The sequence below is a fragment of the Brucella tritici genome (assembly GCF_008932295.1).
Taxonomy (GTDB): domain Bacteria; phylum Pseudomonadota; class Alphaproteobacteria; order Rhizobiales; family Rhizobiaceae; genus Brucella; species Brucella tritici.
Genome location: NZ_WBWA01000007.1, coordinates 177,734 through 200,763, shown reverse-complemented (window position 1 = coordinate 200,763; position 23,030 = coordinate 177,734). Strand labels below are relative to the sequence as shown.

The following is a 23,030-nucleotide window of genomic DNA, read 5'->3' as shown; positions in this document are numbered from 1 at the left end:
TGGATGTTAGCGCCCGGATGGCCGCGCTGCCGCGTCCGGGGCAGACCGTGAATGCATCGGGCTACGGGATTGGCCTCGGCGGCAAGGGTGCCAATCAGGCGGTTGCGGTCGCCAAGCTGGGCGGTGACATTCGCTTCATCGGAGCCGTCGGCAATGATGCCTTCGGTGAACTGGCCTTGAAGCAGATGCAGGAATTTGGCCTCAACACCGGAAGCGTGCGCATGATTGACGGCGTCGATACGGGGATCGCGATCATTCAGGTTGAGGAAGCGGGGCAGAACACGATTGCGGTCTGTGCTGGCGCCAATGCGCGCTGGTCGGCAGCCGACATCGATGCCTATGCCGCCGATATTGCCAGGGCGAAGATTACGCTGTTGCAGCGCGAAGTTCCCCATGAAGCCAATCTGGCCGTGGCAAAAGCAGCGCGTGCGGCAGGTGGCAGTGTTTTGCTTGATCCGGCGCCGGTCGGCGATGCAAGCCGCATGGCGGACCTGATTGCGCTCAGCGACATCATCTCTCCCAACGAGACTGAGGCTGCTGAAATTACCGGTATCGAGCCGACCGATCTTGCTTCGGCGGAAGCCGCCGCGCGCAATCTTCTGGAGCGCGGGCCGAAGACGGTCATCGTCAAGCTTGGGAGCCGTGGTGCATTGCTGGTGACGGCAGACGAGGTGAAACACTTCGCGCCGTTCAAGGTTCAAGTGGTGGATACGGTTGCCGCCGGTGACAGTTTCAACGGTGGTTTCGCGGTCGCTTTCTCGCAGGGCCAACCCTTGCATGATTGCGTGCGGTATGGTTCGGCAGCGGGCGCGATCGCGGTCACAAGAGCGGGCGCGGGGGCGGCTGCACCGACCGCCGAAGAAGTGGCGGCACTTCTGCAAATTAAGGCAGAATGAAAATCCGGGGCATTTTGCGCCAGTTTCGCTCATTTTGAGCAGAAAACTGCGCAAAAACCTCTTGTCAAACATGGCGAAGAAGCCGCGAGAATATGGTACTCGCGGCTTTTTTGTGGCTATTTTGTGATTTAGAGCGTTGCGAGACGTTCGGTCAGCAGGCTGAAGAAGCCGTCTGCATCCACATCCTTGATGAAGAGCGCGTTCTTCGGACGGTCGGTCACTTCCCACCAGTCGACGACTGTTTCGCCGATCGTCAGTTCCGAATTGATCTCGATTTCCACATTGCATTCGCGTCCGGAATAGAGTTCCGGCTTGATAAGATAGGCGATGACGTTCGGGTCGTGCAGCGGGCCGCCATCGGTGCCGTACTTGGCTTCGTCGTAGCGCTCGAAGAATTCCAGCCATGCGGCGACTACTTCGCCAACATGGGTGCCGATGCCGCGAATGGCGGCGATGCGCTTTTCGGTGGTCAGCACCTTGTGCGTTACGTCGAGCGGCATCATGGTGATCCTGATGCCGGATTTGAACACGACCGCAGCGGCGTGCGGATCGACATAGATGTTAAATTCCGCCGACGGCGTGATGTTGCCGCCCTCGAAATAGCCGCCGCCCATCAGCACGATTTCCTTGACGCGCTCGGCAATCTTCGGCTCGCGGATCAGTGCGGATGCGATGTTGGTCAGCGGTCCGAGCGGGCAGAGCGTGACGGTGCCGGGCTCTTCCTTCATCAGCGTTTCGATGATGAAATCAACGCCATGCTGCGTCTGAAGCGGCATGGTCGGGGCGGGCAGGTCGTAACCATCGAGACCGGTCTTGCCATGGACGTTTTCGGCCGTCACGAGCGGGCGCACCAGAGGACGAATGGAACCGGCGAATACTTTTGTGCCGGGCTTTTTCGCTACTTCGCAGACCGTGCGCGCGTTGATTTCGGTGCGCGCCAGCGGGCCGTTGCCAGCCACTGCGGTAATGCCGAGAATGTCGAGCTCCGGGCTTGCCAGGGCCAGAAGAATGGCGACGGCATCGTCCTGACCGGGATCGGTATCGATAATGATTTTACGGGCCATAATGGGGTCTTTCTGCAAATTAAACTGCGTTGCGCGCTGCACTGACCGTCTGGTCGACAAGCGCGTCGAAGGAGATTTTCGCCGGGCGGCGCATATAGGTGACGATGTCGTCGGCCAGCAGCGGCTTCGACCACCGTTCGGCGATGATGCCGGAGCCGCGCTGGATGGCGATCATGCTGAGAATCTGCGCGGCATTGCAGTCGACGTCGTGGCCGATGCCGCAGACGATTTCGAGCGTGCGGTCGAAATCGCCTTCGCCGAACCACAGCGCAATCACCTGTGCGGCTGCGTTCGGATAGACGTGAATCCAGTTATATTCGGCATATTCCGCATCGCATTTCGCCCATGCGTCCTGCCAGTTGCCGGCAGAACGGCAGGCATCGAGTGCGAAGGCCAGAACCGCACCATATTCGGTTTCGGCCGAAAAAAGTGCTGCCGTCGAGACCAGCAATTCGCGTGTGTCGCTGACAGCAAAGGCGCGCGCTGCCATGACAGCATTGAAGACTTCGCCCAAAATGCCGTTTCCGGCATGGGAGATTTCCGCGTCCATCCATGCGAGGCGGGCAGCTTCGCGGGCGCGCCCCGGCACGACCATGCCGCAGATTGTGCCGCGCATCTGCGCGCCAATCCATTCATCGAAGGGATTGTCGGACGTGCCGGTTTCGGGCGCGGTGAGGCCGCGCCGCATATTGGAAAGCGCGATTGCCTCTGCCGACCAGCCAAGCGGGATCAGCGAGGTCCAGCGCTCCGCAATGTCGGCGCTGGTCATAGCAGAACCCTTGTCGCCGAAGGCTTCGAGAAATGCGATCTCGAAGGTGATGTCGTCATTATAGGTGTTGGGCTCGCGCACATAATCGCGGATCGGTCCGAAGACCTCGGCGATGTTTTCCGCCGTATAGCCTTCGAGCGCCGTACCAGCCGCAGCGCCCACGAGCTGCGCCATCCAGGCGGCAGCGGTGCGGTCGCGGAAATCATCGGACTGGACGGCAAAGAGCACATCGTCAGGCCATTGAACGGCGGCGTCGAATTCGTCCCACGATCCGTAACGCACAGTTTTTTGCGACAGATGGTTCGGATCGGGTTGTGCCGCGCGCATCAGGACACGCAGGCGCATGTCGATGCGATACAGTGTTTCAAAGTCACCGCGCTCAAGTGCGGTCAGCCCGTCGCGAAGAAGTTCCTCATAAGGGGCAAGAACGAAGCCCTTGTTTTCCAGCGATTGCAGCGCACCGGCCATCAGGCATTCGGGTGCTGCCGATCCCGGCACATTGCTTTTCCAGAACATGGCCATGAGATCGTCCTGCGCCTTCATGACGGCGCTTGCATCCCAGGTCTGTTCTTCCGCTGTGCGCACCACCGGTTTCGTGTCGCGCAGCAGATCGCGGGTCAATTCCCAAGCTTTCATTTCATGCTCATTTCAAGATTCTGGTCAAGATTCTGGTCAAATTTCGGATATGCATTTCAGGAGTTTTTCAGTTGCTTTGCGCGCCGCTGACGGCGCGCCGCGTGGATCGTCAGTACGACGACCGGGACGAGATAAGGGATCATCTGCATCAGTTCGAACGGCAATCCGAGGCTCTGAAGCGTGATGGCGAAAGACTCCGCCGCCGCAAGAACCAGGCTCGCCACAAGCGTGCCCCATGCTGTGCCCTGTCCCATGACTTCCGCCGCAATGGCGATGAAACCGCGACCTGCAGTCATGTTCTGGGCGAACCAGGTAACATAGCCGAGCGACAGATAGGCACCGGCAGCACCGCCGAAGAGACCGGACAGGACAAGCGCCATCATCTGCACCCGGCCCGTATGGATACCGGCAGCACGCGCCGATTTGGGATCAACGCCGGTGGCGCGCAGATGCAGGCCGAAGCGCGTACGCATCATCAGAAGGCTGACTGCCGGGACGGCGAGAAGGGCTGCAAAGGTCAATATGTGAATATTGCCGATAAAGGGGACGGGAAGGCTTGGCAGAGCGCCGCTTTTCAACGCGCCCGACATCCCCTTGTCGCCCGTTGCAAGGAAAAGCCCGAGCGTCGTTGCTGCCGCAGCGGCGATGTTGAGCGCAATGCCGGTCATGATGAGATCAGTGCCCAGCCGGTTGACCGAAAGCGACATCAGCCAGCCGAGAGCTGCACCTGTGATGAGCGCGGCCAGCAGCCCGACAGCCGGACTTCCGGTGGCGGCGCTCGCCAGAACGGCAATAAGTGCTGCCGACAGCATCATGCCTTCCATGCCGATGTTGAGGACGCCTGCGCGGTCGGAAATCATCACGCCGAGTGCTGCCAGCAACAATGGCGTTGCCACGCGCAGGATGGTGCCGATGAAGGATGGATCTAGGATTTGTGCGAGAACCATGCTCATGGTTGTACTCCGGCCTGCACTACCGCTTGTTCTCCTTCGCGATTGCGAAGGTTGCGGATCAGCCGCAATACGGTCGGATGATTGTGAATGACGCTTGCCGTCGCACCCACCATGATGGCGGCGGTCACAAGCCCCACCACTTCGGTCGGGATGTTCATGTTGCGGGCCAGAAGATCGCCGCCGATCTGCACGAAGCCAAGGAAGAGAGCCGAGGGAATAAGCAGGAACGGATTTTCGCGCGCCAGGATGGCGACGACGAGGCCGGTCCAGCCATAGCCGGGCAGATCGAGCCAGGCAAAGCGGGCATGAAGGCCGAGCACTTCCAGCGCACCGGCCATGCCTGCCACCAGTCCACCGACAATCTGCGCACGCATGATGATGCGTTTCAGCGGCAGGCCGAGATGATTGGCAAAGCCCGGACTGGAACCTGCGATACGGATATTGAGACCAGACCGCGTCCAGTAAAGCCAGATGCCGCCAGCGATACAGGCCAGAATGGCGATGATCGAACCGCTGTTGAGACGCGTGCCGGCCAACAGCCGGTCAAGCTTCGCATCTGGCGGAATCTTGAGCGACATCATCCCGCCCGCAGCCGGGTCACGGATGACATAGTTGAGGACGAACAGGCCGAGAAACAGGAAGGCATAGTTCAGGACGAGCGACGTCACCATTTCCGATGCGCCGAAACGCAGCCGCAGCGCTGCCGGGATGGTGCAGGCGAAACTGCCCGCAACCGCGCCGCAGAGGATCGCTACCGGCAGCGAAAACCAACCGAGCGAAGGGAGCAGGACAGCACCTGCCACAGCGCCGAGCGCGCCGAGGAAGAAGCCGCTTTCCGCGCCCAGATTGAACAGGCCGGAGCGGAACATGATGGTGATCGCAAGGCCGGTCAGCATGATGGGCGTTGCCGCTTCCACCACATTGCCCATATGGCGAATGCTGCCGAATGGTCCGAGGAAAAACGTCTTGAGAACCCCGGCGGGATTGTCCTGCATCAGCGCCAGCGGCACCAGAAGCACGGCCATGATGACGGCGATGACAAGCACGGTCAGGAAGAATGGAATGAGATAGGAAATCAGTCTGCGCATTACGCTGCAACTCTCTGCTTGAGCATGATCTCATCCAAAAACCGCGTTACACTTTTTGGGATCATGCTCGTGTCCCCAGCATATAAGGTCCAAGGACAGCCGGTGTGATGTCTGGTCCGTTTTCCAGAACGGCGACGATGCGTCCGTTGAAGAGAACGACGATGCGGTCGCTGAGGCGCAGCAATTCATCGAGATCGGCGCTGACCAGCAGTACGGCGCAGCCGCCCTGCGCCACTTCATCGATGCGGCGGTGCAGGAAGGCTGCCGCCGAAACGTCGATGCCGCGTGTTGGCTGGTCGGCGATCAGGAATTTCGGATTGGTGGCAAGTTCGCGCGCCGCGATGAGCTTTTGCGCATTGCCGCCGGAAAGGGAATCGAGCCGTTCGGTGATTGCGCCTGCGCGCACCGAATATTGCTTTATCATTCCGCTGACACGGGCCTTGATCGCGCTCCAGCGCAGGAATGGTCCCCAGAAAATCTGCTTGTCGGCGGTAATAGATCCAGTTCCGGCTATCGCGTTTTCGGCGAGAGACAGGCCGGGTGCGCCACCTTGCGAAAAGCGGTCGGCTGGCAGATAGCCAAGACCTTGTCTGCGCCAGCTTGCCGTGTCAGCGCGCAGCATATCCTCACCGTTGAGGCTGATCGTGCCGCTGGCCGCTTCAGCAAGACCGGAAAGCACCGATACGAGGCCGCGCTGGCCGCTGCCATCGACACCGGCGACGCCGACGATTTCGCCTGCGCCAACGGTCAGGTTCACATCCTTGATGCGGTCTGCCGGATCGGCTGCTTTCGTCGTGACACCCTTCATGTCGAGAACGGTTTTCATCGCGTCATGCTTGTGGGCGCGTTGCGGAATGTCGACCGCATGACCCATAACCATCTGCATGATGGCATCGTCCGGCACGTCGGCAAGCTTTTCCGTGCCAGCAACAGCACCGGCGCGCAATATGGTCACGCTTTCGGCCAGTTCGCGCACTTCGTTCAGCTTGTGGGAAATGAAGAGGATGGTAATGCCTTCATCGCGCAGCGACTTCAGCTTGCGCATGAGTTCCTCGATCTCCGGCGGAGAGAGAACGGCGGTCGGCTCGTCGAGGATCAGGAGCCTCGTGCGGCGCGCCAGCGCTTTGAGAATTTCAACTTTCTGCTGGGCGGCGACGGAAAGCGCGCCCGTGATCGCTTCGGGGTCGGCGTGCAGATCATATTGCTGCATCAGCGCTTCGACCATTTTGCGCGCGCTCACACGGTCGATCAGCCCGGCCTTCACCGGTTCATGACCAAGAATGATATTTTCAGTGACCGTCAGGGTCGGCACGAGCGAGAAATGCTGGTGTACCATGCCGATGCCTTGTGCCGCGGCATCTTCCGGCGACCAGGATGCAATATGCTGTCCATCGACGATGATTTCGCCTGCCGTGGCATTTTCGATGCCGAACAGGATTTTCATGAGCGTTGATTTGCCCGCACCGTTTTCGCCGCAAATGGCGTGGATGGAGCCTGCGCGGATCGAAAACGACACGTCGCGAAGCGCCTGCGTGCCGTTCGGATAGACCTTGCTCACATCGCGGAAGGCGACGATTGGGCGAAAGGCGACGATAGCATCGCCGCCTTCGATATTTTCAGCTTGTTTTTCCACGATCAGGGACGAACCTTATTGCGGATCGCATTGAGATCCTCGGTGCTCATGCCGAATGCGGTCGGAACCGTGATCTTGCCTTCGGAAATCTCGTCGGAAGCCTTCTTGATGGCGTCCTTCATTTCCTGGGTGGCCATAGAAGCCATGTTGCCGTCCTGCACGATGCCGACAGCGCCTTCCTTAAGGCCGAGTGCTTCCGCCTTGCCGAACGGCAGGTCGCCTGCCTTGAAACGTTCATAGGCTTGCAGAAGGCTGACATCGACATTCTTCAGAACGGAGCTGACAACCTGCTTGGCAATGGCCGGATCGCTGTCCTTGAAGATCGCTTCCTGATCGGAATCGACGCCCAGAACATATTTGCCGGTTTCCTTGGCAGCCGAAAGCTGGCCGAGGCCGGTCTGCGAGGCGACGACGAAGCCGAGCGACACGTCGGAACGATATTGCGCGAGGCCAAGCTCCTTGCCCTTTGCAGCATCCATGAAGGAACCGGCATAGGAAATCGCGATCTTGGCATCAGGCATGACCGACTGCGCACCGGCAATATAGCCGACGAGGAAGTCGTTGATGACCGGAATATCCATGCCGCCGAGGAAGCCGAGATTCTTGCCGGTATCGCCGAGCTTGCCTTCCTTCAGGAGCGAAGCCGCCAGCATGCCGCCGAGATAGGAACCTTCGTTCTGCTTGTACTGGATGGAATAGACATTGTCGTAGCCGCCTTCTTCATAAGGCACGCTCGCATCGTAGAGGACGTATTTCTTGTCGGGATATTGCTGGGCAACCGAACCGACGGTTTCCGACATCTGGTAGGTGCCGCCGATGATGAGGTCCCAGTCCTGTTCGGACGCATCGAGGAACACCGGCTCCCATTTGGTCGGATCGTCGCCGATTTCGAGAATCTTGGTCTCGACGTCGTCGCCATACTTGTCCTTGATCATCTTCATGCCCTTGGCGGCGCTGTCGAAGAACGACTTGTCGCCGAGCGCGCCATTGATAATGAGCAGGATCTTGTCCTGGGCCTGTGCCGCCGTGGTGGCGAATGTGCCCATCGCCGTCGATGCGGCAAGGGCAAAGGCCAGGTGGATTATTCCCCGTCTGGTGGATTTGATCACAACAGAACTCCAATACTGTAGCGTTATAGAGATGGATTTTCTGCTTTGGATAATTTGCCTCCACCCACAGAACCCCCACACCTGAAGAGCGATCAAACGCTGACGGCGTGTGTGTGTCAATCGCCAAACTTTTTGCCCGCTGTGGACAAAGCAAGTCTGTTGCGTGGAATGCGGCTGGAGCGGTTCCTGTTTTACAGAAACGTGGGATCTGCGCCAACTATTTGTTTCATCGCATTATCCGACGCATCGAAGCGGGAGCGGGAATCAGTCCGGCGAATTGGCTTTTCACGCTTTTGCCGGAAAGCCGCTTACGCATCGCCTGCCGATATTGTAGCTTGCCCGCAAATCATCCGGGCAAATCGATGGATCGGGGCAAGCGTGAAAAAAGCGGCAGCATTCGCATTCCTTGGAATTCTGGTGGCGGCACCTGCACTTGCAGAAGATAATTGGAAACCCGTCGAGGAAATCAAGACCTACGCCATTACCGGGAAAACCGGTCCCGAACTTTATGAATCCATCGGAGAGCGCGGCCCGAAGATCGGCGGCGGCAAAACCCGCGTCATCGCCCATACCAGCTATGTGCTGACCTGGGACCGGCAGTTTGACCGCTCTAACAATGCCTGCACGATCCTGTCGGCCACGCCGAAGCTGAAGATCACCTATACGCTGCCGAAGCCTTCGCAGAAACTTGCCTCCCCGGTGAAAGAGCATTGGGAGACCTTCTCCGAAGGCATCCGCAAGCACGAGCTTGTGCATGGCGACCATGCCAAGGACATGACACGCGAGATCGTGCGCCGGACCGTTGGCCTGTCGGTTCCAAACGACCCGAAATGCCAGAAAATCCGCAAGGTGCTCATCAAGGAAATCACCGATTTGGTGGACGTCCAGCGTGCTCAGGGCCGTGCCTTCGACAAGGTCGAGATGGGCAATGGCGGCAATGTCCAGCAGCTTGTTCTGGCACTGGTGAACGGCGGCTGATTTTCTCCAATAGCCTGCGCTCCGCACAGAAATCTGCTATTTTGAACCAGATGGAACATTCCTGATATTGATAGAATGAAAGCCTTTCATACGCCTGTTTGAACAGAAGCGATTGACTTCCTAACCAGTTAGTACATTTTAGGAGAATGGCGCAGCCGACCGATGCGATTCAGTTCTGAAGTGGGATGGACTGAGGAGGAACGGATTGCAGCTCGCGATGAGGCACTGCGGGGAGCCGGAATGGTTTTCTGACGCGCCTTTCATTGCGATGGTCGGCCCGGAAACGGTCAAGGACTGTGGGGAAAGCGAAGTTTCACCTCGGATGCACGGCGCATCCTGCCGGTGATGCGGCGTTGCTTTCACCCGAAACCCGAAAAAGGGGCAGCAGTCTGCAAGCGATGCGCCGAGGAGGCCGGGAGGAGGAACCGTGAAAGCTCTAGTCGATTTCTATTTTACCGCGGCGCGGTTCGCCATTGCCTGTCTTCTGGGCTGCATGGTGGTGCTCGTGTTCGGCAATGTGCTGCTGCGCTATGCCTTCAATCAGGGCATAACCGTTTCGGAAGAGCTGTCGCGCATCTTCTTCATCTGGCTCACCTTTCTTGGCGCAGTGGTTGCCATGCGCGACCATGCGCATCTTGGCGTGGATTCTCTGGTGCGCCGCCTGTCACCTGCGGGCGCGCGCATTGCGCTGGTCGCTGGCCATATCATGATGTTTGGCGCGACATGGCTCGTTCTTTCGGGAAGCTGGACGCAGACGCTTATCAATATTCCGACTCTGGCCCCGGCGACGGGTATGTCTATGGGCTGGTTTTACGGCGCAGGACTGGCCTTTGCCGTCCCTGCACTCCTGATCATTGCGTGGAACGGCTTCGGCATCGCAACCGGGCGGATCGACGTTGCCAAAACGCATTTCGTGACGGACAGCGAGGAGCATGTCACGCCCGTCCCGACCGATGAAGATCGTAAATAGGGCGCGCCGACCATGACCTTGCTCATCTTTCTCGCCGCCCTTCTGGTTCCAATGGCGCTCGGCGTCCCGGTTGCTTTTGCGCTCATCATCAGCGGTGCGGCGCTGATGATGTATATGGATCTGTTCGACGCCCAGATCGTGGCGCAGAACGTGCTGAACGGCGCCGACAGTTTTCCGCTGATGGCCGTTCCCTTTTTCCTGCTTGCCGGGGAAATCATGAATGCGGGCGGCCTGTCGCGTCGCATCGTCAATCTGGCGCTGGTCATGGTGGGGCATGTGCGCGGCGGTCTCGGTTTCGTCGCCATCTTTGCGGCCTGTGTGATTGCAAGCCTTTCGGGTTCGGCGGTCGCCGATGCGGCAGCGCTCGGCGCATTGCTGTTTCCGATGATGCGCAATGCCGGACACGAGCCGGGCCGCGCTGCCGGGCTGATCGCCTCGGCATCGATCATCGCACCGATCATCCCGCCATCCATCGGTTTCATCCTGTTTGGCGTGGTCGGCGGCGTTTCGATCACCAAGCTGTTTCTGGCGGGGATTTTCCCCGGCCTGATGATTGCCGTCGCGCTGTGCGTGACCTGGTTCATCCTTGCGCGTCGCGAACAGTTCGAACTGCCGAAGAAGGCCGAACCCGGTGCAAAGATGCGGGCTTTCCTCGACAGTATCTGGGCCCTGATGCTGCCGGTCATCATCATTGTCGGCCTTCGCTTCGGTGTTTTCACGCCGACGGAAGCGGGCGTGGTTGCCGCTGTCTATTCGCTGTTTGTCGCAACCGTGATCTATCGGGAATTGCCGCTTTCAAGGCTCTATCCGGCCATGGTGGATGCGGCCAAGACGACCGCCGTGGTGATGTTCCTCGTTGCCAGCGCCAGCGTTTCGGCCTGGATGATTACGGTCGCCGATGTGCCGGGTGAACTGGCCGAACTGGTGCGGCCTTTGATGGATAACCAGACGCTGCTGCTGCTTGCCATCATGCTCATGGTTGTGCTCGTCGGCATGGCCATGGACATGACCCCGACGATCCTGATCCTGACGCCGGTGCTGATGCCGATCATCAAGGAAGCGGGCATCGATCCGGTCTATCTCGGCGTGCTGTTCATCATCAACAATTCCATCGGCCTCATCACCCCGCCTGTCGGCACGGTGCTGAATGTGGTGTGCGGCGTCGCGCGCCTGCCGTTCGAAAAAGTGATGACGGGCGTGCTGCCGTTTCTGATCGCGCAGCTGGTGGTGCTTTTCCTTATGGTGCTGTTCCCGCAACTGGTGACGGTGCCGATGAACTGGTTCCATTAAATTGGAGCATGTCTCCCGAAAGTGGAAACCGGTTTCGGGATCGAGACATGCGTAAAACAAAGACAGAATTTTTGAGTGGGAGGAAGACATGAAGAAATTATTGAAGACGATGGCGCTGGGAATAGTGCTGCCGCTGGCCTTGATGACCACCACGGCCATGGCTGAAATCCGTTCGCAGACGATCAAGTTTGCTGCGGCCAACAGCAAGGGCCATCCGCAGGTCACGGGCATGGAGAAATTTGCCGAGCTGGTGAAGGAAAAGAGCGGCGGGCAGATCAATGTGAAACTGTTCCCCGGCGGTGTTCTGGGCAGTGATCCGCAGACGCTTTCCGGCTTGCAGGGCGGCGTCGTGGAAATGACGGTGATGAATGCGGGCATCCTGTCCAGCACCGTCAAGGCATTCGAAGCGGTCGATCTGCCATTCCTGTTCACTAGCGGCGAGGAAGCCGACAAGGTCATGGATGGTCCTTTCGGCACCAATCTGATGAAGCGCCTGCCCGATACGGGGCTGGTCGGGCTTGCCTATTGGGAGCTGGGTTTCCGCAACCTGACCAATAATCGCCATCCGGTTGCGAAACTGGAGGATATTGCCGGACTGAAGATCCGCACCCTGCAATCGCCGGTTCCCGTTGCCCTGTTCAATGCGCTTGGCGCCAATGCGGTGCCGCTGCCCTATACCGAACTTTATACGGCGCTTGAAACCGGCACGGTCGACGGGCAGGAGAATCCCAACGCCAACATTATCAATGCCAAATTCTATGAAGTGCAGAAGTATCTGACGCTGACCCGCCACCAGTACAATCCGCAGATCGTCATGATCAGCAAGAAGTTCTGGGACCGCCTCAACGATGAGGAAAAGGCGGTGATCGAACAGGCAGCGGTCGAGGCGCGGGACTATCAGCGCAAGGTTTCGCGTGAGCAGGACGCGACGGCGCTCGATGAGATCAAGAAGACCGGAATGCAGGTTACCGAACTGACGCCGGAAGAAACCGCGCGCCTGCGCGATGCGGTAAAGCCGATCATCGAAAAGTTTACCGCCGAAATCGGTGCGGAAACGGTTGATGAACTCTTTGCCGAATTGAAGAAGGTGCGCGGCGGGAATTAAGCCGGTATGGCTCTATATCCGGGCCGAGACCAAAGAAGATGGTTCCGGGCAGGTCTGCCCGGTTCTGAGCGGAAAACTCCGGCCCGGCCGGAGGAAGGAGCGTGACATGAAGACTTCGATAGCAACCGTCTCTATCAGCGGCGATCTCCAGCAGAAACTGGGGGCCATCGCCAAAGCCGGTTTCGACGGGGTGGAGATTTTCGAGAACGATTTTCTCACCTTTGACGAAAGCCCGCGTCAGGTGGGCCAGATGGCGCGCGACCTTGGTCTGGAGATCACGCTTTTCCAGCCATTCCGTGATTTTGAAGGCATGCCGGAACCGTTGCGCAGCCGCACTTTCGACCGGGCGGAACGCAAGTTCGACCTGATGCAGGAACTGGGCACCGATCTCGTTCTGGTCTGCTCCAACGTGTCGCCAGCCGCCATTGGCGGCATCGACCGCGCGGCGGATGATTTTCGTGAGCTTGGCGAAAGGGCGGCGCGGCGCAATCTGCGTGTTGGTTATGAGGCGCTCGCCTGGGGTCGCCATATCAGCGACCATCGCGATGCATGGGAGATCGTGCGCCGCGCCGATCATCCCAATGTGGGCCTTATCCTCGACAGTTTTCATACGCTGGCGCGCAAGATCGACGTGAATTCGATCCGTTCCATTCCGAAGGACAAGCTCTTCATCATCCAGATGGCCGATGCGCCGCTGATCGACATGGATCTGCTTTACTGGAGCCGCCATTATCGCAACATGCCGGGCGAGGGCGACCTGCCAGTGCTGGATTTCATGCGTGCGGTGGCTGCGACCGGTTATGACGGCTATTTCTCGCTCGAAATCTTCAACGATCAGTTCCGTGGCGGATCACCAGCCACAATCGCTGCCGACGGACGCCGTTCGCTGGTCTATCTTGGCGATCAGGTTCGCCGGGTCGAGCCGGACAACAAGCTGACGGTTGCTGCCATGCCGCCCCGCGCAAAGGTGCACCGTGTGGGCTTTGTCGAGTTCGCCACCCATGCCGATGATGCCGAACGGCTGGTTTCCGCTGTCGGCGCGCTGGGCTTCAAGCTCGCTGGCAGGCATCGCACGAAAGACGTGGCGCTCTACCGGCAGGGCGACATCAACCTTGTCATCAATACGGATACGCGCGGCTTTGCCAGCTCGGCCTATGCCGTTCATGGCACTGCTGCCTATGCCATGGGGCTTGTCGTGGACGATGCGGCTGAAGCCCATGCCCGCGCGCTTGCCATGGGCGCGGAAAGTTTTGAGCAACCGCTCGATCCGGGTGAAATCGGTATGCCTGCCATTCGTGGCGTTGGCGGCGGGCTGGTCTATTTCCTCGATGAGAAGACCGATCTCGGCCGTATCTTTGATATCGAGTTCGAGCCGGTTGCAGGCAATGAAACGGGTGCCAGTGTCGGCCTCACCCATATCGATCACGTTGCCCAGACGATGAAGTTCGATGAACTTCTGACCTGGCTGCTCTTCTATACCTCGCTCACGGAATCGCGGAAGTCGCCCATGGTCGACATCGTTGATCCGGGCGGCGTCGTGCGCAGTCAGGTGGTGGAAAACGACGAGGGAACGCTGCGCATCACGCTCAACGGCGCGGAAAATCGCCGGACGCTGGCGGGTCGCTTCATTGCTGAAACCTTCGGGTCGGGCATCCAGCATCTGGCCTTTGCCACGGACGATATCTTTGCGACGGCTGCGGCCTTGCGCGACAACGGCTTCCATACGCTGGAAATCTCGCCGAATTATTATGACGATCTGGAAGCGCGACTTGGTCTCGATCCGGAATTCACCGACCGGCTCAAGGCCGCGAACGTGCTTTATGATCGCGACGAGAGCGGAGAATATTTCCAGCTCTACAGCCCGACCGACGATCAGGGCTTCTTTTTCGAAGTCGTGCAAAGGCGAGGCTACAGGGGATATGGGGCAGCCAATGCGATCTTCCGCATTGCGGCGCTGCGACGCTACATGCGTCCGGCGGGCATGCCAAAAAGTGCCGCAGCACTCTGAACGCTGAAGGGGGAGGACTATGGCAAAGGCACTCGCCAAGGCGCAGCCGCGCAAGAACGATCCTGACGCAACGCGCGAGAACATTCTCGACATTGCGGCGCGGGAGTTCGTGGCATCGGGGTTTTCCGGCGCGCGCGTGGATGAAATCGCGGCGCAGACCCGCACGTCCAAGCGCATGATCTACTACTATTTTGGCAGCAAGGACGGGCTTTATCTTGCCGTGCTGGAACGGGCCTACGGCAAGATACGCACGCTTGAAAGCTCGCTGTCTCTTGACGATCAGGACCCGGAATCCGCCATGCGCAGTCTGGTGGAAAGCACTTTCGACCATGACGATGCCAATCCGGATTTCGTGCGGCTCGTTGCGGTGGAAAATATTCACCGCGCCGAACATATGGAGCGCTCCGATGTTCTGTCGCGCCAGAATGTAACCATTCTGGAAACGATCGAGAAAATCCTTGAGCGCGGCCGTGAACAGGGTGTTTTTCAACGCCGCATTTCCGCGCTGGACCTCCATATGCTGATTAGCGCGCAGTGCTTTTTTCGTGTGTCCAACAGACATACGTTCGGCGCGATCTTCGGCACCGACCTGATGGCGTCCGACGTGAAGGCGCGGCATCGCCGCCTGATCAGCGACACGATCATAGCCCTTTTGAAAAGCCCGGAATAACGAGGACCGGCGTGTCGTCCGATCCTGCGGAGATGAGAATTGATAAGTGAAGTGACCAAACGTCGTGTGCATGTGGGTCTGATCGGCGCAAATATTCAACGTTCGCTTTCGCCGGCAATGCATATGCGGGAAGGCGAGGCCGCCGGGCTGGCCTATCGCTACGACATTATCGATATTGCCGAGAACGGGCGTTCAGCCAGCGATCTGCCGGCTCTTGTCGCAGAGGCCGAAGCTGCAGGATTTGCCGGGCTCAATATCACCCACCCATGCAAGCAGGCTGCGGTGGCGCTGGTCGATGAACTTTCGCCCCATGCTTTGGCCCTGCAATCGATCAACACGGTGGTGTTCTCCGATGGGAGACGCACTGGTCACAACACCGACTGGTGGGGCTATGCGGAAGGATTTCGCCGCGGCCTGCCGGATGCATCGTTGGAGCGTGTCGTGCTGCTCGGTGCAGGCGGGGCAGGTGTTGCCGTTGCCTATGCGCTGGCGGAAATGGGCGCGCGCGAGGTCCACATCTTCGACCTCGATGCCGCAAAGGTCGATGCGGTAATCGGCAAGCTTGTCGCGGTGCAGCCACAATGCAGTTTCATTGCCGGGGCTGATCTGGCGGAAACACTGGCAGGCGCGTCCGGGCTGGTCCACGCAACGCCGACGGGAATGGATGCGCATCCGGGTCTGCCGCTTACGCCTCAATTGGTTCAGCCGCACCTCTGGGTTTCGGATATCGTCTATTTTCCCTTGCAGACGGCGCTCGTACAGCTTGCCAGGGAACGCGGCTGTCGCGTGCTCGACGGGGGCGGTATGGCCGTGTTTCAGGCGGTCGGCGCGTTCGAACTCTTCAGTGGCATCAAGGCCGATCCAGACCGGATGCTCGCCCATTTTGCGCAATTGCAGGCGCGAAACTAGGCTTTTCTCAGTTTGTCGGCTCAAAAGGCGCGTCGGTTTCCGGCGCGCTTTTTTCTATTCAGAAGCGCCCCGGAATTGATGACGCATCGTTTCAGGATCGTTTATTAAAAATATTCAGATTGTTGACAATATTTCAGTTGCGTGTTTAGCTTAATATATTCTTTCCCCGCCAAATGAGGGAAAGGTAAAGCTAAGTAAGGGGAACTAAAATGATCAATAGACGCGCAGTTGTTAAGACTGCGGCGCTAGGCGCCGTTTCTATATTTGCGCTCATGTCTGCGTCGGCCTCCCAGGCTGCGGACAAGGAGCTGAAGATCGGTTTCGTCGGTGTCACCAGCGGCCCTGCTGCATCCTGGGGCACATCCAATGTTCGTTCGATGCAGGTTCGCGCCGATTGGCTCAACGAGCAGGGCGGCGTAAAGATCGGCGACGATACCTACAGGATCAAAGTCGTCACCTTTGACGACCAGAAAGACCCGAAGCGCGCCATCGCCGGTATGGAAAAGATGGCCCAGGAAGGCGTCCATTACGTGGTCGGCCCGAATGTCGATGACGGCGCCGCCGCCGTCCGCCCGGTCGCGGAAGCCAAGGGCATCATCTATTTCCCCTATTCCTTCCCGAAGGAACTTTATACGCCGCCAGCATCCAACGCTGTTCTTGGCATGATCGCCAATTATCAGTCCGGTCCGGCGATCTATAAATATCTGAAAGAAAACAAGGGGATCAAGACGGTTGCCTTCGTGGCTGCCAATGAATCCGATCCCCTCAGCCAGCGCGATAGCGGCATCGAGGCGGCCAAGGCGCTTGGTCTTGAAGTCGTATCGACCAACGATGCCTATCAGAACGACACGCGTGACTTCACGCCGGTCCTGACGCCGATCGTCATGCAGAAGCCGGACCTGCTGGTTCTCTCGGGCGTTGCACCGGGCAATGCGCCACTTTTGATCCGCGCCGCGCGCGAGCTTGGCTATCAGGGCTTCATTTCCACCGAAACTGCACAGGACGCCAAGGTTCTGGAAGAAGGCGCGGGCGAACTCGCCAACGGTTTCATCTCGGTGGGTGGTGCATCCACGCCGGAAATCGCATCCGACGCGATGAAGGAATTCGTCGACCGCTATACCAAGGCTTACGGCGAATATAACGACGAGTCCAACACCAAGGTCTATGCACTTGAATATATCGTGGAAACGCTGAAGGCCAATCCGGCGGCGGTCGATAATGTCGAGGAATTCAAGAAGACGATGGACACGTTCTCTGCGCCCAATCCTTTCGTCAAGGGCGATGGCGACGGTTCCAAGCTGACCTACGTTGGCACTTCGTCCTTCACGCAGAAGCGGCAGATCGGCATTCCGATGGTTGTGACGGAATATAAAGACGGCAAGTTTGAAACGCTTTTCGTCGGCCAGGTCGATTAATTTCCAGACCATTAATCAGCCCGAAGCGGAGGAGGGGTACTTCTGCTTCGGGCCTCCCAATTGTCAGGAACGTCACGATGTCCTGGGCCTGCCTTGCAGCATGCCCGGTGCTTCGCACGAGGGAGTCTGCTTTCATGGAACAAGTGATAGCCAATGGGCTATATCTGGGTGCGCAATATGCACTGATCGCGTTGGGACTGACGCTGATCTTCGCGCTCATGAACGTCCTCAACTTTGCGCACGGCCAGATGTATGTGCTGGGCGGTTTCGTCACCTATACGGTTTACGGGCAGCTCGGCCTGCCGTTTGTTGTCGCTCTTCTGGCCTCCGCCGTCACATTGATGATCGTTGGTGCGCTGATCGAAAAATTTCTCTTCAGACCCGTCATCAAGCGAAGTCTGCGCGACGAAAGCACAATGCTTCTTGCTGCCGCAGTCGCGTTTTTCCTCGATGCGGTGATCCTGCTTCTGTTCGGTGAAAAGCAGCGCGGCGTGCCGAAGATCGTCAATGGGGTCTTCGTGTCCGACTGGTTGATAATGCCATATGACCGCATCCTGATCGGTGTGCTCGCCGTGGTTTTCATCGCAGCCTTCGTTCTTTTTATGCAGTACACAAAACCCGGTCGCGCGATGCGCGCGCTCGCCCAGGACCGCGTGGCCGCGCAGTTGATGGGCGTGAATGTCGACCGTTATTCCATGATAGGCTTCGCGCTGGGGGCAATGCTTGCTGGGCTGGTCGGTGGATTGCTGGTCGCCATTACCGGTGTCAATTCCGGTATCGGCGGTGCCATATCCATCAAGGCTTTCATGATGGTGATGATCGGCGGTGCAGGCGTCGTCAGCGGCGCCATTGCCGGTGGCTTCATCCTCGGCATGATGGAATCCGTCGGCCTGACGGTGCTGCGCTCCTATGGCGACATCACTTATCTCGTCATCTTCGCTGCATTGATGGTGTTCCTGAGCATCCGTCCGAACGGGCTCATGGGCAAGCCGTGGGGTTGAGGGGGCAATCATGACAAAGACAACAAAGCTTATCGGCGTCGCTGCCTTTCTGGCCCTGATCTTCATCGGTATTCCGGTCCTGATCGAAACCACCGGACGGCACGACCTCTATTACACGCTGACTTCTGTGGCGCTTCTCTCCATCGTCAGCGGCGGCGTGTGGCTCACCTTCTATATCGGTCGCATCAATATCGGTCAGGGCGCCTATGCCCTCATGGGTGGGTATGTCTCGGCAATTCTGATGGTGAAATATGGCGTCTCCTTCTGGCTGACGCTGCCCATTGCCGGGCTGTTCTGCGCCTTTGCCAGTATCCTGATCGGCATTCCGATCCTGCGGCTTCGCGGCGTTTATTTCGCCATGGTCACGCTGGTTCTGACCGAAGTTGCCCGCCTTCTGGCAATGGCGCTGCCCATCACCAATGGCGCCAAGGGCATGGTCAGCATTCCGATGCCGGGCGGCATATCGCTGTTCGGCCTGACCATCCTGCCGGATTTCGCAACATTGCAGAACCCGCGCGCGGCCTTCTATTTCGTGTCCATCGTGCTGATGGTGCTGTGCTTTGCCGGGCTCTACCGCCTTATCAATTCGCGCATCGGCGGTCTTTGCCAGTCGCTGCAGCAAAATGAGGAACTTGCTTCGTCAATTGGCGTCAACATCACCAATCTGCGTGTGCTGGCCTATGCGATCTCGTCATTTCTCGGCGGGCTTGGCGGTGCGATGTTCATTGCGATCTCGCAGTCGATCTATCCGTCGAGCTTCACGGTCACGGATTCGGTCAATTTCATGCTCAACTGCTTCCTGGGCGGGCTTGGCTATGTGTTTGGCCCGATCGTTGGAACCTTCGTTCTCTATTTCGGCTGGGACTTCCTGTTCCAGACCGGCAAGTTCCAGCTTCTGATCTTCTCCAGCGTTCTCATTATCCTGATGCTGTTTCTGCCTAACGGACTTCTCAGCCTCAGACTGACCGGAAAGAAGGGAGCAGGATCATGAGCGATCTTCTGGAAGTCAAGAACCTGACCAAACGCTTCGGTGGTCTTGTTGCGGTCAACGATGTCTCTTTTTCAGTGCGCGAAAAGGAAATCCTGTCGGTTATCGGGCCGAACGGCGCGGGCAAGTCCACGCTGTTCAAGCTGATTGCCTCATTCCTCAATCCCACGACCGGCGAGGTCCGGTTCAAGGGCGAACGCATATCGGGGCTGGCGCCGCATATCGTGGCGCGAAAGGGTGTGGTGCGCACCTTTCAGGAAACCACCATCTTCAAGGGCATGACGGTGCGCGACAATGTGATTGTCGGTCACCACCTGCGCGCCAAGGCAAGTTTCCTTGGTTGCTATGTGGGTTCAAGCCTTGCCCGTCGGGATCAGGAGGAATTCGGGCGTTCCGCCGATGAAATCCTACAGTTTCTGGGCCTGTGGAAGCAGCGGGATGAAGTTGCGCAGAACCTGCCGCATGGCCATCTGCGTGCGCTCGGCATTGCCATCGGTCTCGCCACGGAACCGAAGATCCTGCTTCTGGATGAACCGTTTGCCGGGATGAACCACGACGAAACCGTCAAGGCGGTGGAAATGGTGCGCGCGGTCCGCGACCGGGGTGTCACGGTGCTGTTGGTGGAGCACGACATGCCGGCGGTGATGAATATTTCCGACCGGATCGTCGTCATCAATTTCGGGCAGAAGATTGCCGAAGGCACGCCAAAGCAGATCCAGGAAAACGAGAAGGTGATTGAAGCCTATCTCGGTGCAGAAGACGAAACGATTGGATATTGACCATGGCAGAGCTTCTCAAAGTTTCGGATGCCGAACTCTATTACGATCACGTCTATGCGCTGAAAGGCGTTTCGCTGAGCGTTCAGGAGGGGGAAACGGTCGCGCTGATCGGTGCCAATGGTGCGGGCAAGTCCTCGATCCTGCGGGCGATCACGGGGCTGAAAAAAATCCGCAAGGGTGAAATCCATTATGAGGGTCGCCGCATCGACGGCACGCGGTCGGATGAGATCGTCAAGATGGGGATTGCCATGGTGCCGGAAGGCCGCCGTGTCTTTCCCTATATGAGCGTGCGCGACAATCTTATGATGGGAGCGTTCACCCGCTCCAGCAAGGCGGATATCGCCAATACGCTGGAGATGGTTCTGGGGCGGTTTCCGCGCCTGAAGGAGCGCTATTCACAGGCCGCAGGCACGATGAGCGGCGGCGAGCAGCAGATGCTGGTCATCGGGCGTGCGCTCATGGCCAAGCCGAAGCTTCTGCTGCTGGACGAACCCTCTCTCGGGGTCGCGCCAAAGCTGGTGCAGGATATCGCCCGCTCCATCGTCGCGATCAATCGCGATGAAAAGGTAAGTGTTCTTCTGGTCGAGCAGAATTCGCGCATGGCGCTCCGCATTTCGCAGCGCGCCTATGCATTGACGACCGGCAAGATCGTCCTGTCCGGCAATTCGGAAGAACTGGCGACAGACGACCGGGTCAAGAAACTCTATCTGGGCGGGGAGATTTGACACCAGTGTCTTGTGAATGATTAGGCAGAGCGTTTGAAAAGACGCTCTGGACCATCCAGAACGAAAACAAATATTTCGATGGTTCGAGGAAAATGGAAATACTTGTCATCAACCCCAATACGACTGCATCGATGACGCATAAGATCGGTGAAGCCGCGCGCAGCGTGGCTGGTGCCGGTACGACAATCATCGCGACCAATCCGCTTGACGGTCCGCCAAGCATCGAAGGATATTTCGATGAGGTCTTTGCCATTCCCGGCATGATCGGGGAAATGCAGAAGCGCCCGACCGCCGATGCCTGCGTCATCGCCTGTTTCGATGATACTGGCCTTGATGCTGCACGCTGCGCCGGAACCATGCCGGTGATCGGTATCGGTGAGGCGGCCTTTCACATGGCAAGCCTGATTGCCGGAAAGTTCAGCGTCGTCACCACATTGTCGCGTTCGGTTCCTGCCATCGAACACAATCTTTCGCGCTATGGTCTCATATCGCGCTGCGCCCGTGTGCGGGCCAGCGACGTGGCCGTGCTCGACCTCGAAATTCCGGGATCGGATGCACGCAACAAGGTGTCAAGCGAGATCGCAAAAGCCATCCGGGAAGACCATGCCGAAGCCATCGTGCTTGGTTGCGCGGGCATGGCCGACCTTGCCGCTTCCCTTTCAAGGGAGCATGGATTGCCGGTCATCGACGGCGTAACCTGTGCGGTGAAGCTGTGCGAAAGCCTTGTGGGGCTCGGCTTGCGGACCTCCAAACTGGGAGGCTATCAGTCACCGCGAGTGAAGGGCTTTCAAGGTATTTTTGAACCTTTTTCGCCCCGAAACTGACTATTCACGCAGGAGTTGGGCGGGAAAACTGATGTCCGGGTGATTTCAATCGGGTTTGTGTATCAGAACTCGCGACATTGTTGACACTCGCCGGACCTATGTTCGATATGTAAGAGAATAAATAGCGGATTTGCGGATGCTGTATCGCCTGATCGCATTCACCCTTTGAACAGCTTCTATTGGATGACGATGAACCTGGCTGCGACCAACACGACAGACCAAAACGGCGGAAATGCGCGCTGGCTTCCGGTCTATAACGGCTTGCGCGAAGCGGTTGTAAGCCATCGTCTGCTTCCGGGCACCAAGCTGCCGGAGGACGAACTGGCGACAATCTATTCCGTCAGCCGCGCCTTCGTGCGCTCTGCCCTGCAGGCGCTGGCCCATGACAGGCTCGTGCGGCTGGAACCCAATCGCGGTGCCTTCGTGGCTGAGCCGTCACGCGAGGAAGCGCGCGAAGTGTTCGAGGCACGCTTGCTGATCGAGCCGCAGGTGGCGGCTCTCGCAGCAAAGGTCGTCGAGCCCCAGCAGGTCAAGCAGTTGCGGCAGCATCTCCACGACGAGCATGAGGCCCTTCATGCCGGGCGCGACAGCGAGGCGATCATGCTGTCAGCGCTTTTTCACACGCATCTGGCCGAGATTTCGGGACACTCGATCCTGGCGGGTTTCGTCGACGATCTCCTGCCGCGTTCCTCGCTCATCATTTCTCTCTATTGGGAGCGGCGCGAGACGACCTGCCAGAGCGACGCGCATCACGCGCTGGTCGATGCCATCGAACAGCACAGAAGCGACGATGCCGCAGCCTTGATGAAGACCCATATTCTCGACCTTCTGGCGGGCCTCAATCTCGAGCGCGTCGAAAAAGAACAGAAGCGTCTTTCAGATATTCTGCGTTAGAGCGCGTTTCGATCTGATTGAATCAGATCTGCACTCTAACTCTTCTATTTCAGGCATAATCTATCGATCCTCGTTTCACTCCGGTCGGATTATGCTCTGGAACATGGCGCGAAACGGCGCATTCACGACAGCGCAAAAGCTCCGGATAAAAGAAACCGTCCAGACTTCAAAAATGGACGCAAGGATAAGTTTCCGGATTCTACGCTAACGACTCATGACTTCAGCCCGGCTATCTTCAATCATCTAGTAAAGCAATCGGAAAACGCCGCCCGGCGCGCCTCTATTCGAGCGCGTTGAAGGAATTTGTTTGATTTTTTACCAGATGG

21 protein-coding genes are annotated in these 23,030 nt (G+C 58.3%); 15 read left to right on the top strand and 6 right to left on the bottom strand.

Going from position 1 to position 23,030, the window contains the following annotated elements; all coding sequences use genetic code 11:
* Positions 1–17: 17 nt before the first annotated feature.
* Positions 18–896, top strand: a complete 879-nt coding sequence (gene rbsK / locus F9K91_RS10210) for a ribokinase (RefSeq protein WP_235912861.1) — start codon at positions 18–20, stop codon at positions 894–896.
* Between the two features lie 128 nt (positions 897–1,024).
* Here the strand turns inward: rbsK and F9K91_RS10205 are convergent, their stop codons facing one another.
* The 6 genes from F9K91_RS10205 to F9K91_RS10180 all read right to left on the bottom strand — a co-directional run bounded on the left by F9K91_RS10205 (position 1,025) and on the right by F9K91_RS10180 (position 8,148).
* Positions 1,025–1,960: a nucleoside hydrolase gene (locus F9K91_RS10205; protein ID WP_151557489.1), complete on the bottom strand. Its 936-nt coding sequence runs from the start codon at positions 1,958–1,960 to the stop codon at positions 1,025–1,027.
* A 19-nt stretch (positions 1,961–1,979) separates the two neighbouring features.
* Positions 1,980–3,365: an ADP-ribosylglycohydrolase family protein gene (locus F9K91_RS10200; RefSeq protein ID WP_151677734.1), complete on the bottom strand. Its 1,386-nt coding sequence runs from the start codon at positions 3,363–3,365 to the stop codon at positions 1,980–1,982.
* Between the two features lie 56 nt (positions 3,366–3,421).
* Positions 3,422–4,318 (bottom strand): ABC transporter permease, encoded by an 897-nt coding sequence (locus F9K91_RS10195; RefSeq protein ID WP_012093707.1) that lies wholly within the window; start codon positions 4,316–4,318, stop codon positions 3,422–3,424.
* Positions 4,315–5,406: an ABC transporter permease gene (locus tag F9K91_RS10190; RefSeq protein ID WP_151557485.1), complete on the bottom strand. Its 1,092-nt coding sequence runs from the start codon at positions 5,404–5,406 to the stop codon at positions 4,315–4,317. The genes F9K91_RS10195 and F9K91_RS10190 overlap by 4 nt, the downstream gene beginning before the upstream one ends.
* 61 nt (positions 5,407–5,467) lie before the next feature.
* Positions 5,468–7,039: an ABC transporter ATP-binding protein gene (locus F9K91_RS10185; protein ID WP_151677733.1), complete on the bottom strand. Its 1,572-nt coding sequence runs from the start codon at positions 7,037–7,039 to the stop codon at positions 5,468–5,470.
* Positions 7,040–7,041: 2 nt separating this feature from the next.
* Entirely contained in the window at positions 7,042–8,148 is a 1,107-nt protein-coding gene (locus F9K91_RS10180) for a BMP family ABC transporter substrate-binding protein (RefSeq protein ID WP_061347527.1), read from the bottom strand.
* Positions 8,149–8,526: 378 nt separating this feature from the next.
* On the opposite strand from F9K91_RS10180, the gene F9K91_RS10175 reads away from it, so the two are divergent.
* The 14 genes from F9K91_RS10175 to F9K91_RS10110 all read left to right on the top strand — a co-directional run bounded on the left by F9K91_RS10175 (position 8,527) and on the right by F9K91_RS10110 (position 22,704).
* Positions 8,527–9,126 carry a DUF922 domain-containing Zn-dependent protease gene (locus F9K91_RS10175; protein WP_151677732.1) on the top strand — a complete coding sequence of 200 codons (600 nt, stop codon included), beginning with the start codon at positions 8,527–8,529 and terminating at the stop codon, positions 9,124–9,126.
* A 427-nt stretch (positions 9,127–9,553) separates the two neighbouring features.
* Positions 9,554–10,096 (top strand): TRAP transporter small permease, encoded by a 543-nt coding sequence (locus F9K91_RS10170; RefSeq protein WP_151677731.1) that lies wholly within the window; start codon positions 9,554–9,556, stop codon positions 10,094–10,096.
* A 12-nt stretch (positions 10,097–10,108) separates the two neighbouring features.
* Positions 10,109–11,386 carry a TRAP transporter large permease subunit gene (locus tag F9K91_RS10165; protein WP_151677730.1) on the top strand — a complete coding sequence of 426 codons (1,278 nt, stop codon included), beginning with the start codon at positions 10,109–10,111 and terminating at the stop codon, positions 11,384–11,386.
* A gap of 88 nt (positions 11,387–11,474) precedes the next feature.
* Complete coding sequence (locus tag F9K91_RS10160) at positions 11,475–12,491, top strand: TRAP transporter substrate-binding protein (protein ID WP_151557476.1); 1,017 nt, start codon at positions 11,475–11,477, stop codon at positions 12,489–12,491.
* Positions 12,492–12,597: 106 nt separating this feature from the next.
* Positions 12,598–14,499, top strand: a complete 1,902-nt coding sequence (locus tag F9K91_RS10155; protein WP_151677729.1) for a bifunctional sugar phosphate isomerase/epimerase/4-hydroxyphenylpyruvate dioxygenase family protein — start codon at positions 12,598–12,600, stop codon at positions 14,497–14,499.
* A 19-nt stretch (positions 14,500–14,518) separates the two neighbouring features.
* Positions 14,519–15,169, top strand: a complete 651-nt coding sequence (locus F9K91_RS10150) for a TetR/AcrR family transcriptional regulator (RefSeq protein ID WP_151557472.1) — start codon at positions 14,519–14,521, stop codon at positions 15,167–15,169.
* Between the two features lie 42 nt (positions 15,170–15,211).
* Entirely contained in the window at positions 15,212–16,078 is an 867-nt protein-coding gene (locus tag F9K91_RS10145) for a shikimate dehydrogenase (protein ID WP_412842158.1), read from the top strand.
* A gap of 209 nt (positions 16,079–16,287) precedes the next feature.
* Entirely contained in the window at positions 16,288–17,493 is a 1,206-nt protein-coding gene (locus tag F9K91_RS10140) for an ABC transporter substrate-binding protein (RefSeq protein ID WP_151652126.1), read from the top strand.
* A 134-nt stretch (positions 17,494–17,627) separates the two neighbouring features.
* Positions 17,628–18,494: a branched-chain amino acid ABC transporter permease gene (locus F9K91_RS10135; protein ID WP_061347536.1), complete on the top strand. Its 867-nt coding sequence runs from the start codon at positions 17,628–17,630 to the stop codon at positions 18,492–18,494.
* Between the two features lie 10 nt (positions 18,495–18,504).
* Positions 18,505–19,485, top strand: coding sequence for a branched-chain amino acid ABC transporter permease (locus F9K91_RS10130; RefSeq protein WP_061347537.1), 981 nt, complete (start codon positions 18,505–18,507; stop codon positions 19,483–19,485).
* Positions 19,482–20,261 (top strand): ABC transporter ATP-binding protein, encoded by a 780-nt coding sequence (locus F9K91_RS10125; protein WP_061347538.1) that lies wholly within the window; start codon positions 19,482–19,484, stop codon positions 20,259–20,261. The genes F9K91_RS10130 and F9K91_RS10125 overlap by 4 nt, the downstream gene beginning before the upstream one ends.
* A gap of 2 nt (positions 20,262–20,263) precedes the next feature.
* Positions 20,264–20,986 (top strand): ABC transporter ATP-binding protein, encoded by a 723-nt coding sequence (locus tag F9K91_RS10120; RefSeq protein ID WP_061347539.1) that lies wholly within the window; start codon positions 20,264–20,266, stop codon positions 20,984–20,986.
* Between the two features lie 92 nt (positions 20,987–21,078).
* Positions 21,079–21,810: an aspartate/glutamate racemase family protein gene (locus F9K91_RS10115; protein WP_151557466.1), complete on the top strand. Its 732-nt coding sequence runs from the start codon at positions 21,079–21,081 to the stop codon at positions 21,808–21,810.
* A gap of 189 nt (positions 21,811–21,999) precedes the next feature.
* On the top strand, positions 22,000–22,704 hold the full coding sequence (locus F9K91_RS10110; protein ID WP_151677748.1) for a GntR family transcriptional regulator: 705 nt from the start codon (positions 22,000–22,002) through the stop codon (positions 22,702–22,704).
* Positions 22,705–23,030 lie beyond the last annotated feature (326 nt).

Bases quoted from the DNA above. Each gene is read 5' to 3' on its own strand.
- F9K91_RS10150 (WP_151557472.1), top strand. From the start codon at position 14,519: ATGGCAAAGGCACTCGCCAAGGCGCAGCCGCGCAAGAACGATCCTGAC.
- F9K91_RS10190 (WP_151557485.1), bottom strand. From the start codon at position 5,406: ATGCGCAGACTGATTTCCTATCTCATTCCATTCTTCCTGACCGTGCTT.
- F9K91_RS10155 (WP_151677729.1), top strand. From the start codon at position 12,598: ATGAAGACTTCGATAGCAACCGTCTCTATCAGCGGCGATCTCCAGCAG.
- F9K91_RS10135 (WP_061347536.1), top strand. From the start codon at position 17,628: ATGGAACAAGTGATAGCCAATGGGCTATATCTGGGTGCGCAATATGCA.
- F9K91_RS10125 (WP_061347538.1), top strand. From the start codon at position 19,482: ATGAGCGATCTTCTGGAAGTCAAGAACCTGACCAAACGCTTCGGTGGT.
- F9K91_RS10120 (WP_061347539.1), top strand. From the start codon at position 20,264: ATGGCAGAGCTTCTCAAAGTTTCGGATGCCGAACTCTATTACGATCAC.
- F9K91_RS10115 (WP_151557466.1), top strand. From the start codon at position 21,079: ATGGAAATACTTGTCATCAACCCCAATACGACTGCATCGATGACGCAT.
- F9K91_RS10165 (WP_151677730.1), top strand. From the start codon at position 10,109: ATGACCTTGCTCATCTTTCTCGCCGCCCTTCTGGTTCCAATGGCGCTC.
- F9K91_RS10140 (WP_151652126.1), top strand. From the start codon at position 16,288: ATGATCAATAGACGCGCAGTTGTTAAGACTGCGGCGCTAGGCGCCGTT.
- rbsK (WP_235912861.1), top strand. From the start codon at position 18: ATGGCCGCGCTGCCGCGTCCGGGGCAGACCGTGAATGCATCGGGCTAC.
- F9K91_RS10205 (WP_151557489.1), bottom strand. From the start codon at position 1,960: ATGGCCCGTAAAATCATTATCGATACCGATCCCGGTCAGGACGATGCC.
- F9K91_RS10160 (WP_151557476.1), top strand. From the start codon at position 11,475: ATGAAGAAATTATTGAAGACGATGGCGCTGGGAATAGTGCTGCCGCTG.
- F9K91_RS10195 (WP_012093707.1), bottom strand. From the start codon at position 4,318: ATGAGCATGGTTCTCGCACAAATCCTAGATCCATCCTTCATCGGCACC.
- F9K91_RS10110 (WP_151677748.1), top strand. From the start codon at position 22,000: ATGAACCTGGCTGCGACCAACACGACAGACCAAAACGGCGGAAATGCG.
- F9K91_RS10130 (WP_061347537.1), top strand. From the start codon at position 18,505: ATGACAAAGACAACAAAGCTTATCGGCGTCGCTGCCTTTCTGGCCCTG.
- F9K91_RS10200 (WP_151677734.1), bottom strand. From the start codon at position 3,365: ATGAAAGCTTGGGAATTGACCCGCGATCTGCTGCGCGACACGAAACCG.